General features: G+C 69.6%; 17 protein-coding genes. 8 read left to right on the top strand and 9 right to left on the bottom strand.

What is annotated here, in order from left to right:
* Positions 1-7: 7 nt before the first annotated feature.
* The 3 genes from ASF75_RS03035 to tkt form a co-directional block, all read right to left on the bottom strand.
* A complete protein-coding gene (locus ASF75_RS03035; protein WP_056068710.1) occupies positions 8-1,606 on the bottom strand; it encodes a glucose-6-phosphate isomerase in 1,599 nt (532 codons plus the stop codon).
* On the bottom strand, positions 1,606-2,718 hold the full coding sequence (tal, locus tag ASF75_RS03030) for a transaldolase (RefSeq protein ID WP_056068708.1): 1,113 nt from the start codon (positions 2,716-2,718) through the stop codon (positions 1,606-1,608). The genes ASF75_RS03035 and tal overlap by 1 nt, the downstream gene beginning before the upstream one ends.
* A 138-nt stretch (positions 2,719-2,856) precedes the next feature.
* The gene (tkt, locus tag ASF75_RS03025) at positions 2,857-4,950 is read right to left on the bottom strand and encodes a transketolase (RefSeq protein ID WP_017887263.1); all 2,094 of its coding nucleotides are present in this window, start codon (positions 4,948-4,950) and stop codon (positions 2,857-2,859) included.
* 424 nt (positions 4,951-5,374) lie between these two features.
* On the opposite strand from tkt, the gene ASF75_RS03020 reads away from it, so the two are divergent.
* Positions 5,375-6,301: a heme o synthase gene (locus tag ASF75_RS03020; RefSeq protein WP_017887264.1), complete on the top strand. Its 927-nt coding sequence runs from the start codon at positions 5,375-5,377 to the stop codon at positions 6,299-6,301.
* A gap of 450 nt (positions 6,302-6,751) precedes the next feature.
* Here ASF75_RS03020 and ASF75_RS03015 read toward each other — a convergent pair whose 3' ends face one another.
* Entirely contained in the window at positions 6,752-7,726 is a 975-nt protein-coding gene (locus tag ASF75_RS03015) for a COX15/CtaA family protein (RefSeq protein WP_056068705.1), read from the bottom strand.
* A 251-nt stretch (positions 7,727-7,977) separates the two neighbouring features.
* Here ASF75_RS03015 and sufB point away from each other — a divergent pair, with 251 nt between their 5' ends.
* Genes sufB through ASF75_RS02990 form a run of 5 tightly spaced genes read left to right on the top strand, consistent with a single transcriptional unit; the run spans position 7,978 to position 12,211 of the window.
* Positions 7,978-9,396: a Fe-S cluster assembly protein SufB gene (gene sufB / locus ASF75_RS03010; protein WP_017887266.1), complete on the top strand. Its 1,419-nt coding sequence runs from the start codon at positions 7,978-7,980 to the stop codon at positions 9,394-9,396.
* Positions 9,397-10,722: a Fe-S cluster assembly protein SufD gene (gene sufD / locus ASF75_RS03005; protein WP_017887267.1), complete on the top strand. Its 1,326-nt coding sequence runs from the start codon at positions 9,397-9,399 to the stop codon at positions 10,720-10,722.
* Entirely contained in the window at positions 10,722-11,048 is a 327-nt protein-coding gene (locus tag ASF75_RS03000; protein WP_017887268.1) for a non-heme iron oxygenase ferredoxin subunit, read from the top strand. The genes sufD and ASF75_RS03000 overlap by 1 nt, the downstream gene beginning before the upstream one ends.
* A 57-nt stretch (positions 11,049-11,105) precedes the next feature.
* The gene (sufC, locus tag ASF75_RS02995) at positions 11,106-11,882 is read left to right on the top strand and encodes a Fe-S cluster assembly ATPase SufC (protein ID WP_017887269.1); all 777 of its coding nucleotides are present in this window, start codon (positions 11,106-11,108) and stop codon (positions 11,880-11,882) included.
* Positions 11,882-12,211 carry a metal-sulfur cluster assembly factor gene (locus tag ASF75_RS02990; protein ID WP_017887270.1) on the top strand — a complete coding sequence of 110 codons (330 nt, stop codon included), beginning with the start codon at positions 11,882-11,884 and terminating at the stop codon, positions 12,209-12,211. Before sufC ends, ASF75_RS02990 begins: the two co-directional genes overlap by 1 nt.
* A 307-nt stretch (positions 12,212-12,518) precedes the next feature.
* On the opposite strand, the gene ASF75_RS02985 is transcribed toward ASF75_RS02990, so the two are convergent.
* Positions 12,519-13,118 (bottom strand): biotin transporter BioY, encoded by a 600-nt coding sequence (locus tag ASF75_RS02985; RefSeq protein ID WP_042540909.1) that lies wholly within the window; start codon positions 13,116-13,118, stop codon positions 12,519-12,521.
* Positions 13,119-13,233: 115 nt separating this feature from the next.
* Between ASF75_RS02985 and ASF75_RS02980 the strand changes: the two genes are divergently transcribed.
* On the top strand, positions 13,234-14,832 hold the full coding sequence (locus ASF75_RS02980; RefSeq protein WP_056068703.1) for an ABC-F family ATP-binding cassette domain-containing protein: 1,599 nt from the start codon (positions 13,234-13,236) through the stop codon (positions 14,830-14,832).
* 457 nt (positions 14,833-15,289) lie between these two features.
* Here the strand turns inward: ASF75_RS02980 and ASF75_RS02975 are convergent, their stop codons facing one another.
* From ASF75_RS02975 to ASF75_RS02965, 3 genes are read right to left on the bottom strand one after another with little or no spacing between them, the layout of a single operon-like run.
* Positions 15,290-16,288 carry an SURF1 family protein gene (locus ASF75_RS02975; protein WP_082047009.1) on the bottom strand — a complete coding sequence of 333 codons (999 nt, stop codon included), beginning with the start codon at positions 16,286-16,288 and terminating at the stop codon, positions 15,290-15,292.
* Complete coding sequence (locus ASF75_RS02970) at positions 16,285-16,593, bottom strand: hypothetical protein (protein ID WP_081612300.1); 309 nt, start codon at positions 16,591-16,593, stop codon at positions 16,285-16,287. Before ASF75_RS02970 ends, ASF75_RS02975 begins: the two co-directional genes overlap by 4 nt.
* The gene (locus tag ASF75_RS02965; protein ID WP_052481935.1) at positions 16,593-17,015 is read right to left on the bottom strand and encodes a DUF3099 domain-containing protein; all 423 of its coding nucleotides are present in this window, start codon (positions 17,013-17,015) and stop codon (positions 16,593-16,595) included. Before ASF75_RS02965 ends, ASF75_RS02970 begins: the two co-directional genes overlap by 1 nt.
* A gap of 165 nt (positions 17,016-17,180) precedes the next feature.
* On the opposite strand from ASF75_RS02965, the gene fabG reads away from it, so the two are divergent.
* Positions 17,181-17,894: a 3-oxoacyl-ACP reductase FabG gene (gene fabG, locus ASF75_RS02960; RefSeq protein WP_031259788.1), complete on the top strand. Its 714-nt coding sequence runs from the start codon at positions 17,181-17,183 to the stop codon at positions 17,892-17,894.
* 91 nt (positions 17,895-17,985) lie between these two features.
* Here the strand turns inward: fabG and serB are convergent, their stop codons facing one another.
* Positions 17,986-18,624, bottom strand: coding sequence for a phosphoserine phosphatase SerB (gene serB, locus ASF75_RS02955; RefSeq protein ID WP_017887276.1), 639 nt, complete (start codon positions 18,622-18,624; stop codon positions 17,986-17,988).
* Between the last annotated feature and the right edge of the window lie 14 nt (positions 18,625-18,638).

Genomic DNA, 18,638 nt, shown 5'->3' with positions numbered 1-18,638 from the left:
TTACGAGTCAGGGGGAGACGGCGGCCGCGATCGCCGCGGTGGCGGCGAGGACGTCCGACGTGGTGAGGGTGAGGACCGGTCGGCCGTGTTCGGCGAGGACACTCGCGTCACCGGCCGCCTGGGCCTGGAGGAGCTGCCCGAACGTGAACGGCCGACCCGGGATCGCCAGGTCCTCGGCTTCGTCGGCCACGATCTGCAGGAACACTCCCGTTGCGGGGCCGCCCTTGTGGTACTGGCCGGTCGAGTGCAGGAACCGCGGGCCGTACCCGAAGGTGACGGGGCGTTCCGTGCGCGCCGCGATCGCGTCGCGCAGCGACTCGAGGCCGCTGTTCGCGGTGCGGTCGACGTACGCCTGCACCGACACGTAGCCGGTCGGGTCGAGTGCGGACACCAGGCCCGACACGGCTTCCGAGAGCGTCGCACCGATGGCGAGTCCGGGCGTCGCGCGGACGGCGATGCCGTCCTCGGAGAACGCCGGCTCAGCCGCGGCGGGGCGGTCGTCGAGCAGTGCGCGCGTCGCGACCTTGGCGGCCTCGACGTCGGGCTGGTCGAACGGGTTGATGCCGAGCAGGCGACCGGCGACCGCGATGGCGTACTCCCAGACGAGGATCTGGCCACCGAGCGTGCCGGTGATCTCGACCTCGCCCTCGGCCACGTGACGCTCGTCCTCGCGCGAACCGACCAGGCGGATGACCTGGACGTCGGGCAGGCCGGCGGTGACCTCGGGGGAGTCCGCGTGCAGCACGACGGGCAGCAGGCCGCGGCCGTCCTTGCCGGTCGACTCCGCGATCAGCTGTTCGACCCAGTCGCCGAAACCGACGATGTGCGTGCCGTCGGGCACGATGGCGATCTTGTCGCGCAGCGGCTCGGTGCCGGCGAGGACCGCACCGAGCACGAGCCCGGGGTTCTCGTCCAGGTCGACCGAGAGCAGCGCGGAGATGGCGTCGGCTTCGTCGAGGAGCTCGGCGATGTCCGCTCCGGCGAGACCGGACGGCACGAGGCCGAAGGCGGTGAGCGCGGAGTAGCGGCCGCCGACGGTGGGGTCGGCAGTGAAGACGCGGTACCCGGCGTCGGTCGCGGCTGCCTCGAGCGCGGAGCCCGGGTCGGTGACGACGACGATGCGGCCGGCCGGGTCGATGCCGGCGTCGCGGAACGCCTGCTCGTAGACCCGGCGCTGCGAATCGGTCTCGAGCGTCGAACCGGACTTCGACGAGACAACGAGCACGGTGCGCTCGAGGTCGGTCGTCACGGCAGCGTGGACCTGCGCGGGATCGGTCGAGTCGAGGACCGTGAGGGGGACACCGGCCGTGCGCGTGATGACCTCGGGTGCGAGCGACGAGCCGCCCATGCCGGCGAGGACGACGTGGTCGACCCCTTCGGCACGGAGCGACTCGCGCAGCGCGGTCACCTCGGCGACGAGCGGGCGGGAGACCGAGACGGCCTCCACCCAACCGAGGCGCTTCGACGCCTCGGCCTCGGCGGTGGCTCCCCACAGATCGGCGTCCTGGGCGGTGATGCCCGAGGCCACCAGGTCAGCGACGAGCCGCGGGACCACCTGTTCGATGGCCCGCGCGGCGTCGCCGCTGGCTGCGATGGAAACCGTCACTACTTGGCGCCCTCGAGCGCTGCCTTGACGGTGTCGACGAGCTCGCCCCAGGAGACGTTGAACTTGTCCACGCCCTCCTTCTCGAGCAGCGCGACGACCTCGTCGTAGTCGACACCCTGCGCGGCGAGCTGGTCGAGGACCTGCTGCGCCTGGTCGAAGGTGCCGGCGATGGCGTCGCCGTGGATCTCACCGTGGTCGAACGTGGCGTCGAGCGTCTTGCCCGGCATCGTGTTGACGGTGTTCGGGGCGGCGAGCTCGGTCACGTAGAGCGTGTCGGGGAGCGACGGGTCCTTGACACCGGTCGAGGCCCAGAGCGGACGCTGCGTGTTGGCACCGGACTCGAGCAGGCCCAGGGCGCGCTCGGAGGCGAACGCCTCGGTCCAGACCTGGTAGGCGAGCTGCGCGTTGGCGATGCCGGCCTTTGACTTCAGGGCCTTGGCCTCGTCGGTGCCGATGGCGTCCAGGCGCTTGTCGATCTCGGAGTCGACGCGCGACACGAAGAACGACGCGACCGAGTGGATCTTGGAGAGGTCGTGGCCGGCGGCCTTGGCCTTCTCGAGCCCACCGAGGTAGGCGTCGATGACGGCGCGGTAGCGCTCGAGCGAGAAGATCAGCGTGACGTTGACGGAGATGCCCGCGCCGATGACCTCGGTGATCGCCTCGAGACCCTCGAGCGTCGCCGGGATCTTGATGAGGACGTTCTCCTTGCCGACCTTCTCGAACAGGAACTTGGCCTGCTCGATGGTCTTGGCGGTGTCGTGCGCCAGACCCGGCTCGACCTCGATCGAGACGCGGCCGTCGAAGCCCTTGGTCTCGTCGTAGATCGGCTTGAAGACGTCGGATGCGTTCGCGACGTCCTGCGTGGTGATCGCGAAGATCGCGTCGGTCACGTCGGTGCCCGCAGCGGCGAGCTCCTTGACCTGCGCGTCGTAGCGCTCGCCCTTGGCGAGGGCCGACGCGAAGATCGTCGGGTTCGTCGTCACACCGACGACGTTCTTCTGCTCGATGAGCTCGGTGAGCTTGCCGGTCTCGAGGAGCTCGCGGGAGAGGTCGTCGAGCCAGATGCTCACGCCGACCGCGGAGAGGGCGGCGGTGGGGGTGTTCTCAGCCATGTGTTTCTCTTCTTCTTTCATCGACGGGTCCGTGAGGACCGTGAGTCGGGGTTTCGGGGACGGGAGGCCCGTGGCGGAACCGAGCCGGGCCTCCCGGAAGAAGGGCCGGATCCGGAAACCGGACCCGGCCCTTGCAGGTCAGGAAGCTGCGATCGATTCCTTCGCGGCGGCCACGACGTGCTCCGTCGTGAAGCCGAACTCCTTGAAGAGCGTCTGGTAGTCGGCCGAGGCACCGAAGTGCTCGATCGAGACGCTGCGGCCCTTGTCGCCGACGATGTCGCGCCAGCTCATGGCGATGCCGGCCTCGACCGACACGCGAGCGGTGACGTCCTTCGGGAGCACCTGGTCCTGGTAGTTCTCGGACTGGGCGCGGAACCACTCGATCGACGGGGCGCTCACGACGCGGGCGTTGATGCCCTCGGCCTTGAGCTGCTCGCGAGCCTCGACCGCGATCTGGACCTCGGAACCGGTCGCGATGAGGATGACGTCCGGGGTGCCGTTGGGCGCCTCGGCCAGGACGTAGGCACCCTTGGCGACGTTCTTCGCCGAAGCGAAGACCTCGCCCGAGGCGTCGCCCTCGCCACGCTCGAACACCGGCAGGTTCTGACGGCTCAGCGCGATGCCGGCCGGGCGGTCGGTGTGCTTGAGCATCTCGAGCCACGCGTACGCGACCTCGTTGGCGTCGGCCGGACGGACGACGTCGAGACCCGGGATCGCACGGAGCGACGAGACCTGCTCGATCGGCTGGTGCGTCGGGCCGTCCTCGCCGAGGGCGACGGAGTCGTGGGTCCAGACGTAGATCGCCGGCGCCTGCATGAGCGCGGCGAGACGGACCGCCGGACGCATGTAGTCGCTGAAGATGAGGAACGTGCCGCCGAAGGGGCGGGTGTTCCCGTGCAGGACGATGCCGTTGAGGATCGAGCCCATGGCGTGCTCGCGGATGCCGAAGTGCAGCACGCGGCCGTACGGGTCGGTGCTCCACGTCGAGGTCGAGGCCTCGGCCGGACCGAAGGACTTGGCACCCTCGATCGTGGTGAGGTTCGACTCGGCGAGGTCGGCCGAACCGCCCCAGAACTCGGGCATCAGCGGCGCGATGGCGTTGATGACCTTTCCGGAAGCGGCACGGGTCGAGACGGCCTTGTCCGCCGGGAAGACCGGGAGCGCTGCTTCGAGGCCCTCCGGGAGCTCCTTCGACTGGACGCGGTCGAACAGTGCCTTCTTGTCGGCGTTGGCTGCGGCCCACGCGTCGAAGGACTTCTGCCACTCGGCGTGCTCGGCCTGGCCCTTGGCGACGGCGCCGCGGGTGTACTCGAGGACCTCGGGAGCGACCTCGAAGGTCTTGTCGGTGTCGAAACCGAGGATCTCCTTGAGGCCCTTGATCTCGTCGGCGCCGAGCGCTGAACCGTGGATCTTGCCCGAGTTCTGCTTGGTCGGCGACGGCCAGCCGATGATCGTCTTGAGGACGATGAGCGACGGCTTGTCGGTGACCTGCTTGGCGGCCTCGATCGCGGCGTGGAGCTCCTCGGCGTCCTCGGAGTACTCGCCGTTCTTCTTCCAGTCGACGATCTGGACGTGCCAGCCGAGCGCCTCGTAGCGCTCGGGGACGCTCTCGGAGAACGCGATGTCGGTGTTGTCCTCGATCGAGATCTGGTTCGAGTCGTAGAACGCGATGAGGTTGCCGAGCTGCTGGCGACCGGCGAGCGAGCCCGCTTCGTTGGTCACGCCCTCCTGCATGTCACCGTCGCCGGCGATCACGTAGGTGAAGTGGTCGAACGGCGACTGACCGGCCGGGGTCTCCGGGTCGAACAGGCCGCGCTCGAAGCGCTGGGCGTAGGCGAAGCCGACCGAGGACGCGAGGCCCTGGCCGAGCGGGCCCGTGGTGATCTCGACACCGTCGGTGTGGCCGTACTCCGGGTGACCCGGGGTCTTCGAGCCCCACTTGCGCAGGTGCTGCAGGTCCTCGAGCTCGAGCCCGTAACCGTGCAGGTAGAACTGCACGTACTGGAGGATCGAGGCGTGACCGGCGGAGAGGATGAAGCGGTCGCGGCCGATCCAGGTGGCGTCGCTGGGGTCGCGACGCATCACCTTCTGGAAGAGCAGGTGGGCGAGCGGAGCAAGGCTCATCGCGGTGCCGGGGTGACCGTTGCCGGCGGCCTCGACCGAGTCGGCGGCGAGAACGCGGGCCGTGTCGACGGCCTTCCGGTCGATGGCGTCCCAGGTGAATTCAGCCACTTGGATGTTGACCCTTCTTGATGCGACATGTGCGAGGGCTCGTGCCATCGCACGGACATGTGGCCATCCCGGGGCCGAGTCGTGTCGCCGTCTAGCGGCGGCCGACCGGCTCATCGCGGCCGACGTCATCGGGGCGCGCACTGCGGGAGGGCGTGTCCAGCATAGTGACCCGGTACTCAGAAGGGGTTCAGGTGACCCCCGATGTTCACACCGGGGTGGCCGACGACGGTCGATCCGGGCGTGTCGAACGCGTCCGGATCACACCGGGATGTCGGAGCGGGGCACCGTTGCGGCGCTTCCATCCCGTAAACTGATCGGGACCCGTGGACATTCCGGGTCAGCGCATGCCCGGACGCCGCCGCAGTCGTCCACCGAGTGTGCGAGCTGATGCGAACAGACTGAGGTTCCCTTGCCGACTGCCACCGTGACCCGGCCCGACACCGATCGACCCCGATCGCCGCTGTCCCGCAAGGTCCGTGCGTACGTCTCGTTGACGAAGCCGCGCGTGATGGAGCTGCTGCTCGTCACCACGGCCCCGACGATGTTCCTCGCCGAGCGCGGCGTTCCCGACCTGTGGCTCGTCTTCTGGACGATGCTCGGCGGAGCGATGTCGGCCGGTTCGGCGTCGGCCTTCAACTGCTACATCGACCGCGACATCGACCGGCTCATGAAGCGGACGAGCACCCGGCCGCTGGTCACGGGCGAACTCTCCGACCGTGAAGCCCTCGTGTTCTCGTGGATCCTCGGCGTCCTGTCGACGGCGGTGCTCGGCTTCCTGGTGAACTGGCTCGCGGCGGCGCTCAGCGTCATCGCGATCCTGATCTACGTGTTCGTCTACACGCTGTGGCTCAAGCGCCGCACGCCGCAGAACATCGTCTGGGGTGGCTCGGCCGGCTGCATGCCCGTGCTCATCGGCTGGGCGGGTGTCACCGGATCGCTGACGTGGACCCCCGTCATCCTGTTCATGGTGATCTTCCTCTGGACGCCGCCGCACTACTGGCCGCTGTCGATGAAGTACCGGGACGACTACGACGCCGCCGACGTGCCGATGCTCGCCGTCGTCCGTGGTCGGACCGTCGTCGGCCTGCAGGTCGTCCTGTACGCCTGGGCGACCCTCGTCTGCTCGCTCCTGCTCATCCCCGTCGGGCACATGGGTCCGCTGTACACGGTGGTCGCGCTGGCCGGTGGCATCTGGTTCGTCGTCGAGTCGCACCGCCTGTACTCGCGGGCGATCCAGCACGTCGAGCACGTGCATCCGATGCGGGTCTTCCACAGCTCGATCACGTACCTGACGCTGCTCTTCATCGCGGTGGGCATCGACCCGCTGCTGCCGCAGGTCTTCACCTTCTAGGGCGGTCGCGCCGGCGCCGCCGCAGGCGCGTGCTCGGTCCGCAGGACGCCGTCGTGTCCGGTTGACGCCGTCGTGTCCGCAGGACGCCGTCGTGTCCAGTTGACGCCGTCGTATTGGCAAGACGCCGTCGTGTCCGCAGGACGCCGCCACCCCGACGAGACGCCGCCGAATCCGGCGGCGTCTCGCGCGTTCGGCGGCGTCTCGGCAGGACACCGGCGTCTTGTGCTCGGCACGGGGCGGGCTGGAGGCACGGTGCGGGCCCGCCACGGGCCTCCCGTCCGGCGCGCGGCGCGTCTGCCGCGGCGCGGACGCGACTGGCTGGGGACCGCACGTGGTGCGGGCTCGGTCCGACGGCGCGTCCGGCCGACCACCACAAACGCGACACCCCACGAGTCGAACGACTCGTGGGGTGTCGGAGAACGGGTGTCGAGCGCGCGACGCGCCCGGGCGTCAGGCGTCGATGGGTTCCCGGACGGCGTCGCGACCGGCCGATGCCCGCGTGGACAGCACCACCGCGGTGACGGCGCCCACGAGGAGCCCGGCGAGCACCATGTGCGTGCCGACGAGCCCGACGGGCAGACCGGTGCGTGCCTGCGTGAGGCCGACCGCGATCTGCAGGAACTCGACGACGAGCAGCAGCAACGGCCACTTGCTCGGCCGGCCCAGGCGGACGGCTCCGATGACGAGCACCAGGGTGAGCGCGAAGAGGGCGTACGCCGGCCAGGCGTGCACGTGCTCCATGACCGCGGGGTCGAACCCGGTGCGGTGCAGGCGTCCGCCGTCGACGGCTTCGTCAGCGCCGGCGTGCGGGCCGCTGCCGGTGGTCAGGATGCCGACGAGCACGGTCACGACGACGGCGGCGACGGTGCCGCGGACGACGCCGGTGTACCAGCCGGGGACGAGCCGCTCGGCCGTGCGGGGGCCGTGCACGGTGCGGTAGACCAGGGCAGCGGTCACCGAGGTGAGCGCGGCGGAGACGACGAAGTGCAGTCCGACCACGAAGGGGTTCAGGTTCGTCCAAACGCTCATGCCGCCGATCACGGCCTGCACCGGGATCGCGACGCCCTGAGCGAACGCCAGCCAGAACAGTTCCGGCCGCGTGCGGAGCATCCGGACGACCGCCAGGAACATCGCGACGGCCACGATCACGAGCACGAAGGTCAGCAGACGGTTGCCGAACTCGATGATGCCGTGGACGCCCATCTCCGGCGTGGAGACCAGCGAATCCGCCGTGCACTTGGGCCAGGTGGGGCATCCGAGGCCCGACGCGGTGAGGCGGACCAGGCCGCCTGTGCCGATCAGCACGACCTCGACCACGAAGGACGCCCAGGCCAGTGCGACGACGCGGCGGTCGACCGCACGGGGGAGCGACCACCACCGTCCGGTCCGGAGATCCTGCTCGACGGGGGATCCGACGCGTGTCACGAGGGTGGTGCCTTCCTGTTGCTCCGTGCAGTGAACCTGTAGGATTCGAGGGTTCAGCAGCAGTCAAGTCTAGGCAGGCGCCGGCTCCGAATGGGCCGAGATCGCCGATCACTCCACGGACTGCGTGGAACCATAGTCGTTGCGAGGGAGCAGCACCGGGTCCGCATGTCAGCGGTCCACGGTGGAATGGCGTCCAGACGCCACGGGTTGACACCTGTAACGCTGTCCCGCGAGAAGGAAACGAGGAGACCATGTCCGACGTGCTCATCGACCGTCCCGAGCTCGAAGGGCTCGGCCAATACGAGTTCGGCTGGTCCGACTCCGACTCGGCAGGGTCCTCCGCCCGTCGTGGGATCTCGGAAGAGGTCGTCACCGACATCTCGAACCTCAAGGACGAGCCCGAGTGGATGCTGAAGAACCGCCTCAAGGGGCTGTCGCTCTTCGGCCGCAAGCCGATGCCGACATGGGGTGCCGACCTGACGGGCATCGACTTCGACAACATCAAGTACTTCGTGCGCTCCACCGAGAAGCAGGCGCAGTCGTGGGAAGACCTCCCCGAGGACATCCGTGCGACCTACGAGAAGCTCGGCATCCCCGAGGCCGAGCGCCAGCGCCTGGTCGCCGGCGTCGCCGCGCAGTACGAGTCCGAGGTCGTGTACCACCAGATCCGCGAGGACCTGGAGCAGCAGGGCGTCATCTTCATGGACACCGACACGGCGCTCCGTGAGCACCCGGAGCTGTTCGAGGAGTACTTCGGCACCGTGATCCCGGCCGGCGACAACAAGTTCGCCGCGCTGAACACGGCCGTCTGGTCCGGTGGCTCGTTCGTCTACGTCCCCAAGGGCGTCCACGTCGAGATCCCGCTGCAGGCCTACTTCCGGATCAACACCGAGAACATGGGTCAGTTCGAGCGGACGCTGATCATCGCGGACGAGGACTCGTACGTCCACTACATCGAAGGCTGCACCGCCCCGATCTACAAGTCCGACTCGCTGCACTCGGCCGTCGTCGAGATCATCGTGAAGAAGAACGCCCGCGTTCGCTACACGACGATCCAGAACTGGTCGAACAACGTCTACAACCTCGTCACGAAGCGTGCGATCGCGCACGAAGGCGCGACGATGGAGTGGATCGACGGCAACATCGGCTCCAAGGTCACGATGAAGTACCCGTCGATCTACCTCGCCGGGGAGCACGCCAAGGGCGAGACGCTCTCCGTGGCCTTCGCGGGCCCCGGCCAGCACCAGGACGCCGGCGCGAAGATGATCCACATGGCGCCGTACACGACGTCCTCGATCGTCTCCAAGTCGATCGCCCGTGGCGGCGGTCGTGCCGGGTACCGCGGCGAGGTCCGGGTCGACCCGGGCGCGCACCACGCGGCCAACACCGTGCGCTGTGACGCCCTGCTCGTCGACACGATCAGCCGGAGCGACACGTACCCGGCGATCGACATCCGTGTCGACGACGTGCAGCTGGGGCACGAGGCCACGGTCTCGCGTGTCAGCGAGGAGCAGCTCTTCTACCTCATGTCCCGCGGCATGGCCGAGGACGAGGCGATGGCGATGATCGTCCGTGGTTTCATCGAGCCGATCGCCCGCGAGCTCCCGATGGAGTACGCACTCGAACTCAACAAGCTCATCGAGATGAGCATGGAAGGATCCGTCGGCTAGATGTCCAGCACCACCCCTCCCCACATCGACCAGCCGATCGAGCCCGCTGCCGCAGCGCAGGGCGGCACCCAGCACGGCGCCGGAGCCCACTCCGACGGCGGCTGGGACGCCCCCGACAAGAAGGTGCCGGTCCAGACCCGCTCCGAGCGGTTCCAATCCGGCGACGTCGAAGCGTTCCCGAAGGTCACCGGCCGAGAGGTCAACTGGAAGTTCGCGCCGCTGACCAAGCTCCAGCCGCTGCTGGACGGCCCGCTCGACGGATCCGCCTACCCGTACCTCGCCCGCCAGTCTGAGGGCGCCGACGTCGAGTGGGGTCGCAGCGACGACCCCCGCGTCGGCACCGCCGGCCTGCCCGAAGACCGCGCGGCGGCCGCGGCCTGGAGCGCCCGTGACGCGGTCCTGGCGATCACGATCAAGGCCACCGAGGCGCACGAGTTCATCACGGTGACCCGCTCCGACTTCGGGTCGCAGCCCCGCGCCGCGCACACGGTCATCACGGCCGAGCCGAACGCGCAGGGCATCGTCGTGCTCGACAACCGCGGCAGCGCCCTGCTGAGCGAGAACATCGAGATCGTCGCGCAGCAGAACGCACGACTGACCGTCGTCAGCCTGCAGGACTGGGACGACGACGCGGTGCACGTGTCGACGCACTTCGCCGAGGTCGGGCGCGATGCCTTCCTCAAGCACGTCGTGGTCTCGCTCGGCGGCGACGTCATCCGGGTCAACCCCTCGACGCACCTCGGTGCGCAGGGTGCCGACACCGAGATGTACGGCGTGTACTTCGCCGACGCCGGCCAGTACATCGAGCAGCAGGTCTACGTGAACCACGACGCGCCGAACACGCGCGGTCGGGTCAACTACAAGGGTGCGCTGCAGGGCCAGGGCGCGCACACCGTCTGGATCGGTGACGTCCTGATCGGTCGCGCCGGTGACGGGACCGACTCGTACGAGCAGAACCGCAACCTCGTGCTGACGGACGGCACCCGTGCCGACAGCATCCCGAACCTCGAGATCGAGACGGGCAACATCGAGGGTGCCGGTCACGCGAGTGCCACCGGTCGCTTCGACGACGAGCAGCTGTTCTACCTGCAGTCCCGCGGAGTCCCGGAAGAAGAAGCGCGGCGTCTCGTCGTGCTCGGCTTCCTGGTCGAGGTGATCCAGAAGATCGGTGCGCCCGAGCTCGAGGAACGCCTCATCGCCGCGGTCGAGCAGGAACTCGCCGAGGGCCGTTCGGTCATCGCGGCACCGGCCGAGTCCGGCGCCGAGCCGGCCGCCGCGCCGCAGGCACCCGCACCGCAGACCGCCGCTCCGCAGGCCAACGCCTGATGGCCGAGAAGGTCTGCGCCGAAGCCGACATCGCGGTGGACAGCCCGATGCGGGTGGTCGTCGGTGGCACGGCGGTCGCGATCGTGAAGGACTCGTCCGGCACGGTCCACGCCATCGGCGACACCTGCACGCACGGCGACATCTCGCTGGCCGAGGGCTTCGTCGAGGGTGATTCGCTGGAGTGCTGGGCCCACGGGTCCCGCTTCTCGCTGACCACCGGCAAGCCGCAGAACTTCCCGGCCTACGAGCCCGTCCCGGTCTTCCGGGTCGAGGTCCGCGACGGCGACGTCTACGTCGACGTCCAGGACGTCGTCCCGGTCGACTGAGCACCCCAACACTTCCCGCGGCTGACGCCGCACCACAGCTGCAACCGAAGGAACGCAATGTCCACTCTGGAAATCCGTGACCTCAAGGTCTCGATCGACACCGACCAGGGCACCAAGGAGATCCTGAAGGGTGTCGACCTCACCATCAACGAGGGCGAGATCCACGCGATCATGGGGCCGAACGGCTCCGGCAAGTCCACGCTGGCGTACACGATCGCCGGCCACCCCCGGTACAACGTCGTCGGTGGCACGATCACCCTCGACGGCGAGGACGTCCTCGCGATGAGCGTCGACGAGCGTGCCCGTGCCGGCATGTTCCTGGCGATGCAGTACCCCGTCGAGATCCCCGGCGTCACGGTGTCGAACTTCCTCCGCACCGCCAAGACGGCGATCGACGGTGAGGCCCCGGCCCTGCGCGGCTGGATCAAGGAACTCCGTCAGTCGATGGCCGACCTGAAGATGGACTCGTCGTTCGCCGAGCGCAACGTCAACGAGGGCTTCTCCGGTGGCGAGAAGAAGCGCCACGAGATCATGCAGCTCGAGCTCCTCAAGCCGAAGTTCGCCGTCCTCGACGAGACTGACTCCGGCCTCGACGTCGACGCGCTGAAGATCGTCTCCGAGGGCGTCAACCGTGCCAAGGCCGCGACCGGCCTCGGTGTGCTGCTCATCACGCACTACACGCGCATCCTCCGCTACATCAAGCCGGACTTCGTGCACGTGTTCGTCGCCGGCAAGATCGCGGAGCAGGGCGGCCCCGAGCTGGCCGACCGCCTCGAGAACGAGGGCTACGACCGCTACGTGCAGGCCGTCGCGGCCGCCGAGGCGCAGGCCTGATGATCGCCGCGCTCGCTCCCGACAAGTTCGACGAGGTCGTCGAGGGCCTGAAGGAGGTCCAGGACCCGGAGCTCGGCGTGAACATCGTCGACCTCGGCCTGATCTACGACCTCGCCTGGGACGACGACGCCAACGCCCTCGTCATCAGCATGACGCTCACCAGCGCCGGCTGCCCCCTGACCGACGTCATCGAGGGTGACACCGCGAACGCGCTCGACGGCATCGTGGACGCCTTCCGGATCAACTGGGTCTGGATGCCGCCGTGGGGTCCGGAACGGATCACCGACGACGGACGCGAGATGATGCGCGCCCTCGGGTTCGCGATCTAGGCGCGACCCACAACGGACGGGAGGCGCGGTGCCAGCTGGCACCGCGCCTCCCGTCCGTTTGTGCGCACGCCACGCGCGGGGCGCGCCGCCGAGTGGTCGCAACCGCCCGCTCACGTTCGCCGAGTGGTCGCGTTCGGTCGGCTGACCCCGCTCCAGGCGACGGAACGTGACCACTCGGCATCCGGGCAGTGGGGAGTCGTGACCGCACTGACAGCCCGGCGCCGCGGCCGCCTGCCTGCCCGCCCACGCGCTGCGGACGCAGAACGGCCCCACACCGATCGGTGCGGGGCCGTTCTCGTGCGAGGGGTCAGCGGCGGCCGACGGCCTTCCACGCGAGCGGCAGGATGCCGGCGGCGATGAGGGCCTTGGCGACGCCACCGATGATGAACGGGTACAGGCCGGCGGCGAGCACCGACTGGACGTCGTTCGGGGCGCCGAGCTGGCCGAGCGCCACGGCGAGGTACGGCAGGCCGGTCACGAACGGGATCGCGCTCGCGAGCAGCATCGCGACCGCGGCACGACCGACGTTGCGGTCCCAGTTGCGGCGGGCGAGCCAGCCGACGAGCCCGGCGGCCGGGATGAAGCCGATGACGTACCCGAAGCTCGGCAGGGCCAGGGCCTGCAGGCCGCCCTGCAGGTCGGCGAAGAACGGGGCACCTGCGAGTCCGGCGACGGCGTAGACGAGCAGCGAGAGCATGCCGCGACGTGCGCCGAGCGTCGCGCCGACGAGCACGACGGCCAGCGTCTGCCCGGTGATCGGGACCGGCCACATCGGGACCTCGAGCTGCGCCATCGCGGCGGTGAACAGGGCTCCGCCGGCGACGAGGGCGGCGTCGGTGGCCAGCCCGTGCGTGCGCAGACGGTCGGCGAGGACTGCGCGGGGAGCGAACCCGGTGGCGTTCGTCATGGATTCTCCTAGAATGGACTGCTGGTTCCGTTCGGAACCATCGGTCCCGTCAGCGTAGCGGTGCACCTCACGCACACACCGTTGTGCAAACCCACCAACTGATTGGACGTCCACTGTGCTTGCCGTGCACGAACTCGAGATCCGCGTCGGAGCTCGTCTCCTCATGGAAGACGTGTCCTTCCGTGTCGAGAAGGGCGACAAGATCGGACTCGTCGGCCGCAACGGCGCGGGGAAGACGACGATGACCAAGGCCCTCGCGGGCGAGACGCAGCCGAACGGCGGCACGATCGACCGCGGCGGGGAGATCGGCTACCTGCCGCAGGACCCCCGCTCCGGCGACCCGGAGGAGACCGCGCGGAAGCGCATCCTCGACGCCCGCGGGCTCGGTGAGCTCGTGGAGGGCATCCGCCTCGCCACGCTCGACATGGCGAGCGACGACGCGGCCGTTGCCGAGAAGGCGATGCGGCGCTACAGCCGTCTCGACGACCAGTTCAACGCGCTCGGTGGCTACGCGGCCGAGGCCGAGGCCGCCTCGATCGCGTCGAACCTGAAGCTGCCGGACCGCATCCTCGACCAGCAGCTCAAGACGCTCTCGGGTGGTCAGCGACGGCGCATCGAGCTCGCCCGCATCCTGTTCTCGGACGCCGAGACGATGATCCTCGACGAGCCGACCAACCACCTCGACGCCGACTCCGTCGTGTGGCTCCGCGAGCACCTGAAGACCTACCCCGGCGGCGTCATCATCATCTCCCACGACGTCGAGCTCGTCGAAGAGGTCGTGAACCGCGTCTTCTACCTGGACGCAAACCGCCAGACCATCGACATCTACAACATGGGCTGGAAGCTCTACCAGCGGCAGCGCGTCGCCGACGAGGAGCGCCGTCGCAAGGAGCGCGCGGGTGCCGAGAAGAAGGCCGCCACGCTCAAGGACCAGGCCGCTCGGTTCGGTGCGAAGGCCTCGAAGGCCGCCGCGGCGCACCAGATGGTCGCGCGTGCCGACAAGCTGCTCGCCGGCCTCGAGGACGAGCGCGTCGCCGACCGCGTCGCGAAGATCCGTTTCCCCACGCCGGCGCCGTGCGGTCGTACGCCGCTGATGGCCGAGGGGCTGTCGAAGTCCTACGGCTCGCTGGAGATCTTCGCCGGTGTCGACCTGGCGATCGACCGCGGCTCCCGCGTGGTCATCCTCGGCTTCAACGGTGCGGGCAAGACGACGCTGCTGCGCATCCTCGCGGGTGCCGACCAGCCCGACACCGGTGAGATCCAGCCAGGCCACGGTCTGCGCATCGGCTACTACGCGCAGGAACACGAGAACATCGACATCAACCGCACGGTGATCGAGAACATGGTGTCGGCGTCGACGGACCTCAACGAGACCGAGGCCCGTCGGGTGCTCGGGTCGTTCCTGTTCACCGGCGACGACGGCTACAAGAAGGCCGGCGTCCTGTCCGGTGGTGAGAAGACGCGTCTGTCGCTCGCGATGATCGTCGTCTCGGGGGCGAACGTCCTGCTGCTCGACGAACCGACGAACAACCTGGACCCGGCGTCGCGCGAGGAGATCCTCAACGCCCTGGCCGGCTTCGAGGGCGCGGTCGTCCTGGTGTCCCACGACGCCGGGGCGGTCGAGGCGCTCAACCCCGAGCGCGTGCTGCTGCTGCCGGACGGCACCGAGGACCACTGGAACAAGGACTACGCGGAGCTCATCGAGCTCGCGTAGCCGCCTGCGAGACGCCGTCGTGTCCACACGACGCCGCTGAGCCGTCGAGGCGCCGCCGGACACGGCGGCGCCTCGACGACGTGGGGGCGTGTCGTGATGACGACGGCGTCTTGCGCACCGGCCTCGGGGTCGGTCGGGCGTCGCGCCTCCCGTCCGCACGGTGCCGCGTTCGCGGGCCGGTGCGGTGTTGCGTGGTGGGTGCGCGCTTGTGGCGGCGCACGGTGCGCGGAAGCGCGCACGGGGTTGCGAGGTGCGCACGGTGCGGTCTGGAGGCGCGGTGCTGGTCGTGTGTCGCGCCTCCCGTGCGCACGGTGCCGCGTTCGCGGTCCGGTGCGGTGTTGCGTGGTGGGTGCGCGCTTGTGGCGGCGCACGGTGCGCGGAAGCGCGCACGGGGTTGCGAGGTGCGCACGGTGCGCTGACACGCACACACGCACACACGCACACACACGCCAGCGCGTCAGCGACGGGACGCGATGAGCTCGTCCTCGATCTCGGCGTCGGTCTTCGGCTTGAGGTTCTTGCGGCGTTCGCGCTCGAGGGCACGCTCGCGCTCCTCGGGGTCGTCCTGGTTGAGGTTCCGGTACTCCTGCACCATCACGTACGCCAGGAACCCGAAGCCCCCGGCGGCGAACAGGAACCACTGGATGAAGTAACTCAGGTGCAGCCCGGTGTCGGCGTTCGGGCGATCCCAGCCGAGCGGGCGGGCCTCGGTCGGGGCGGGGGACTCCGAGGCGAGCTGCCCGTACGCACCGGTCCAGATGGGGTCGTCGACCTTGTTCGCCACGTCGGCCAGGGTGACCGACTGCACCTGGTCGGTGTCCTTCGGGTCGGAGCGGCCGGGGATGCGGGGTTCGCTCTGCTGCAGCCGGACGACGGCGGTGACCTCGCCGGACGGGGGAGCGGGAACGTGGTCGGGGGCGTCCTGCGCGTTGCCGGTCGGGACCCAGCCGCGGTCGACGATGAAGGCGCGGCCCTCGGACGTGACGAGCGGGGTGAGGACCTCGAACCCGGGCTGCCCGTTGTGCACGCGGTTGCGGACGAGCAGCTGGGAGTCGACGTCGTACCGGCCGGTGACGGAGACCCGGAGCCACTCCTGCTCGTCCTGCCAGCTCGACGCCTTCGGCAGCGCCCGGTCGAGGGGGACGGGCGTGTGGTCGTAGTTCTGCGCGACCTGCTCGTTCTGCCGGACGGCCTCGTTGCGGCGGTCCCACTGCCACATGCCGAACAGCGTGCAGACGATGGCGAAGGCGACGGCGATCGCGAAGTACCCGAGCCAGCGGCGGCTCCGGACGAAGCGCCAGCCGACGAAGGGCTCGTCGGAGCGGCTGATCGAACCCGAGTCCGAGCCCGACCCCGAGTCCGAGCCAAAGCCGGAGCTCGATCCAGCGGCGGCACGCTGCAGCTTGGCGGCGTGCTTGCGGCCGTACCGGGACTGCGGGTCGAAGCCGTCGGTCATCGCGAGGTGCCGGTGGCGCGCACCCCGACGTCGTTCTTCGGCGCCGCCACCGGGTCGCGCTCGTCGTCGAGGCGGTCGACGTCCTCGTGCATGCCGGTGACGCGCACCGGGAACGAGCGGGACCGCAGGTAGTCCGCCAGGAAGTCACGGTGCTCGTCGCACGCCGCCCAGATCTTCACACGGTCGATCGCGTGGATGCGGGGGTTGCGCCAGTTCACGCGCCAGCCGGCCGTCGAGGTGCAACCCGCTCGCGAGCACACCGGGGTCGATCCGGGCTCGGTCTGCAGGTCGAACGTCGCACCCATCAGCGGGGCCCCCACATCTTCGATCGGTCGCCGTTGCGCTGCCACTCGTCCTGGGCGTGCTGCGCCTGCTGGCGGAGGCGGTCCTGTTCGTCGCGGTAGGCCTGGGCCCGTGCATCCTCCTGCTGTTCGCGGAGGCGCGGGTCGACGGCGTCGTACAGCTCGATGGACCCGGCGGGGGAGATCATGTCGCTCTCGGTCCGGCTGCCGGCGTTCGCGATGACGACGGCGACCCAGGGGATCACCGCGGCGAGGACGATCGGGATGACCGCAAGCCACGAGTGCCAGGTCGAGTACACGAGCACGGCGGAGATGAAGAGGACCACTCGGATGGCCATCTGCCAGACGTAGCGGGACAGGCGGTGCGCCCGGTCCTGCTCCGGTGTGTCCGGCAGCGAGGTGATGCTCGTGTGCGTGCTCTTCATACAGATGGTCTCCGTCTACCCGTGGTCAAGCCTAATCCCGCCGGGCGGATCATGGGTGCGCCGCGCGCGAACCGGCAGGGTGGTCGGCTCCGGTACGCTCGTCCGGGCGTGTCCGCCGGGTCCCCGGCACCGCGTGCCGAGCAGAACCCACCGAACGGAGCGACCATGAGCACCCCCCGTACCGTCCTCATCACCGGCGGCAATCGCGGCATCGGCCGCGCGCTGGCCGAGCGGTTCGTCGCAGCCGGCCACCGGGTCGCCGTGACGTCGCGCAGCGGTCAGGGTGGTCCCGAGGGCGCGCTGACGGTGCAGGCCGACATCACCGACACGGCCTCCGTCGACGCCGCGTTCACGCAGGTCGAGGCCGAGTTCGGTCCGATCGAGGTCCTCGTCGCGAACGCCGGCATCACGAACGACCAGCTGCTCCTCCGCATGTCCGAGGACGACTTCACCAGCGTCGTCGACACGAACCTCACCGGCACCTTCCGCGTCGTCAAGCGCGCCACGAAGGGCATGATGAAGGCCAAGTTCGGGCGCATCGTGCTGATGTCGAGCGTCGTGGGTGCCTACGGCCAGATCGGCCAGGTCAACTACGCGTCCTCGAAGGCCGCCCTGGTCGGCATGGCCCGCTCGATCACCCGTGAACTCGGTTCGCGTGGCATCACCGCCAACGTCGTCGCGCCCGGCTTCATCCAGACCGACATGACCGCCGCGCTCTCCGACGAGCTGCAGGCCGAGTTCAAGAAGGCGATCCCGGCCGCCCGCTACGGCACGGTCGACGACGTCGCCGACGCCACGTTGTTCCTGGCGAGCGACGGCGCCGGGTACGTCTCCGGTGCGATCATCCCCGTCGACGGCGGCCTCGGGATGGGGCACTAGCCACCACCTGCGCGCCGTTTCGTGCCCAGCGACCGTCCACGGGTGCTCGCGCGCCTGACGTGTCGCTGAGCGCGAAGACCAGCCGGTCCGCTCAGCCGCGCAGGCCGAGCGTCGCGAGCACGGCGGACAGGTCACGGTCGACGACCGCGACGTCCGCCTGCTCCCGCACGCGCGGCTTCGCGTCGAACGCGACCGACAGCGCCGCGACCCGCATCATCTCGAGGTCGTTCGCGCCGTCCCCGATCGCGATCGTCCGTGCCGGGTCGACGCCGTCGGCGTCCGCCCACTCGCGGAGCGCGACGGCCTTCGCGTGCGCGTCGACGACGTCGCCGAGCACGCGGCCGGTCAGCACGCCGCCGCTGACCTCGAGCCGGTTCGCCCGGCAGTGGTCGAGGCCGAGCTGCTCGGCGAAGGGGTCGAGGACCTCGTGGAACCCGCCCGACACCACGCCGACGGTGCCGCCGGCGGCGTGCACGCCGCGGACGAGCTGGTCGGCGCCCCGCGTCACACGGACCGCCTGCTGCGCGCGGACGAAGACGTCCGCCTGGAGGCCCGCCAGGGTCGCGACACGCTCCCGGAGGCTCTCGGCGAAGTCGAGTTCCCCGCGCATGGCGCGCTCCGTGATCGCCGCCACCTGTGGCCGGGTCCCGGCGCTGTCGGCGAGCAGTTCGATCACCTCGTCCTCGAGGAGGGTGGAATCGGCATCGAGGACGACGAGGAAGCGGGGCACGCACCAACGGTACC

The sequence above is a fragment of the Curtobacterium sp. Leaf154 genome (assembly GCF_001424595.1).
Taxonomy (GTDB): Bacteria; Actinomycetota; Actinomycetes; order Actinomycetales; family Microbacteriaceae; genus Curtobacterium; species Curtobacterium poinsettiae.
This window is presented reverse-complemented; position numbering and strand designations above follow the sequence as displayed.

Bases quoted from the DNA above. Each gene is read 5' to 3' on its own strand.
- ASF75_RS02990 (WP_017887270.1), top strand. From the start codon at position 11,882: ATGATCGCCGCGCTCGCTCCCGACAAGTTCGACGAGGTCGTCGAGGGC.
- sufD (WP_017887267.1), top strand. From the start codon at position 9,397: ATGTCCAGCACCACCCCTCCCCACATCGACCAGCCGATCGAGCCCGCT.
- tal (WP_056068708.1), bottom strand. From the start codon at position 2,718: ATGGCTGAGAACACCCCCACCGCCGCCCTCTCCGCGGTCGGCGTGAGC.
- ASF75_RS02975 (WP_082047009.1), bottom strand. From the start codon at position 16,288: ATGACCGACGGCTTCGACCCGCAGTCCCGGTACGGCCGCAAGCACGCC.
- fabG (WP_031259788.1), top strand. From the start codon at position 17,181: ATGAGCACCCCCCGTACCGTCCTCATCACCGGCGGCAATCGCGGCATC.
- sufC (WP_017887269.1), top strand. From the start codon at position 11,106: ATGTCCACTCTGGAAATCCGTGACCTCAAGGTCTCGATCGACACCGAC.
- ASF75_RS02965 (WP_052481935.1), bottom strand. From the start codon at position 17,015: ATGAAGAGCACGCACACGAGCATCACCTCGCTGCCGGACACACCGGAG.
- ASF75_RS03000 (WP_017887268.1), top strand. From the start codon at position 10,722: ATGGCCGAGAAGGTCTGCGCCGAAGCCGACATCGCGGTGGACAGCCCG.
- ASF75_RS02970 (WP_081612300.1), bottom strand. From the start codon at position 16,593: ATGGGTGCGACGTTCGACCTGCAGACCGAGCCCGGATCGACCCCGGTG.
- ASF75_RS02985 (WP_042540909.1), bottom strand. From the start codon at position 13,118: ATGACGAACGCCACCGGGTTCGCTCCCCGCGCAGTCCTCGCCGACCGT.
- sufB (WP_017887266.1), top strand. From the start codon at position 7,978: ATGTCCGACGTGCTCATCGACCGTCCCGAGCTCGAAGGGCTCGGCCAA.